General features: G+C 61.2%; 3 protein-coding genes. All 3 read right to left on the minus strand.

Going from position 1 to position 1,521, the window contains the following annotated elements:
- Positions 1-121 precede the first annotated feature (121 nt).
- From V6C07_RS03080 to V6C07_RS13365, 3 genes are read right to left on the minus strand one after another with little or no spacing between them, the layout of a single operon-like run.
- A complete protein-coding gene (locus V6C07_RS03080; protein ID WP_072311435.1) occupies positions 122-430 on the minus strand; it encodes an HI1506-related protein in 309 nt (102 codons plus the stop codon).
- 8 nt (positions 431-438) lie between these two features.
- Positions 439-1,368, minus strand: coding sequence for a Mu-like prophage major head subunit gpT family protein (locus tag V6C07_RS03085; protein ID WP_296986066.1), 930 nt, complete (start codon positions 1,366-1,368; stop codon positions 439-441).
- Positions 1,369-1,370: 2 nt separating this feature from the next.
- Positions 1,371-1,520 carry a phage protease gene (locus V6C07_RS13365; protein WP_442886224.1) on the minus strand — a complete coding sequence of 50 codons (150 nt, stop codon included), beginning with the start codon at positions 1,518-1,520 and terminating at the stop codon, positions 1,371-1,373.
- Between the last annotated feature and the right edge of the window lies 1 nt (position 1,521).

Below are 1,521 nucleotides of genomic sequence, written 5' to 3' on the forward strand. Positions count from 1 at the left end.
GTCCAGCGTGGGTTTGCCTTCCGCGTCGTCAGCACCTGGGGCGAGATTAAGCATTTCGTCTTGGCCGAAGTGCGCAGTCATGCCAGCAAGGCTGCCGTAGAGCGTGGGGCCGGGCATGGCTTTAGCCTGCCTTTTTAGCCGCTTTGGCGGCGGTTTTATCGGTTTTGGCCGTAGCCGGAGCTTCGGCCTTGGGCGCGGCAGCGGGCAGATTTTCAACCGGGCCAGTACTGACATTGGCATTGCTGTCAGATTGAACGGGCGTGTCAGTGACGACAAGCTGCGGGTCAGCTTTCAGCCGCGCCAGTTGATCTTCGGTGACGCTAACGGTGCGGCCCTCGGTGTCAAAGCACATGCCGCAACGGCAACGGCGCTCAACAAGGATTCCAGCAGCACCGGGGCGGGCTTTCACGAAAACAGTTATCTTGCTCATGCCGCCCCCTACAGCCACGCGCAGTTGATGATGGTAGCCGCGTCGTAATACTTGTTGCTTTCGCCGCCGTTGATGAGCTGCACACCCACAACGTCCAGGGCTGCGCTGTAGAGCGAGGACGGAACCACCAGCAACGTGCCGGACTTGCCCCCACGGCCAAGGGCAAGAGGACGTCCGCCGTCAGCCTTGTAGCCCTGCATCAGGGCCAGAGCCTTGCCGAAGTTTGCCGCGTTCAGCGTGTCGCGGCAGCACACGGCCTGCTGCCAGAAGCCGAAGCCCGCATTGCAGCGATAGCGCACGCCGTACAGGTATTCATCCTGTGTGAAAACGTGGTCCTGTTTGGGGTCAGTGACCGCCAACAGGTCCGGCTTGGTACGCTCCTGAAAAATGAGCGGTTTGAGGGGGCGGCTGGCGTCCAATATGTACCAAGCCAAGCCGGGGTCGCCTGCGGCCGGGTCAATAAGATTGCTGACGGTAACAGCATCGCCGGTGCCGTCGACCTGGGGGTATACGGGGTGATCGGTGTCAAAGAAGTTTTGCCCGTCATAGCAAAGCGTGGTCACGCCCTTGCCCAGCAGGCCAAACACCAGTTCATCCGGGTGGGTGGCCGCGGCATAGCCCATTTCGGCCAGCAGCGGCGTGTAGACGCCCAGGTTATCGTCCTCGATATCCGTGCGCGCTACGCCCACGGTACCCTCATACAGCTTGTTGGTGATGCTGTAGCCATGTTCCTGCATGGATTTCACGGTGCGGGGGCCGACCCATTCGCGCAGCTTGGGGTACTGACCGAGCCAACCGTAGGTAGTGGACTTGGCAGTGCTGGGTACATGAGTGGCGGCAAGCGCCCATTGGCTGGGGGCCTTGGCCTTGGCGTCTTCAAAGGTCTTGCTAAAGCCCACCCGCATGGATGCGAGCAAGGGGGCGGTAACTATGGCCATGACTATTTGGCCTCCTTGGCTTTGAGGTAATCTGCTTCGGTCATGCCAAGCTGGGCGCAGACGTACTTGTCTTCCGCAGTCAGGGATGCCAAGCCGGCATCGTCGCCGGGCTGACCGCTGGCGGCGCTCTGCTGGCCCTTGAGCGCCTCAATG

Origin of the sequence: Desulfovibrio sp. 1214_IL3152, from assembly GCF_036763055.1 — a bacterium.
In the GTDB taxonomy this organism is placed as follows: Bacteria; Desulfobacterota; Desulfovibrionia; order Desulfovibrionales; family Desulfovibrionaceae; genus Desulfovibrio.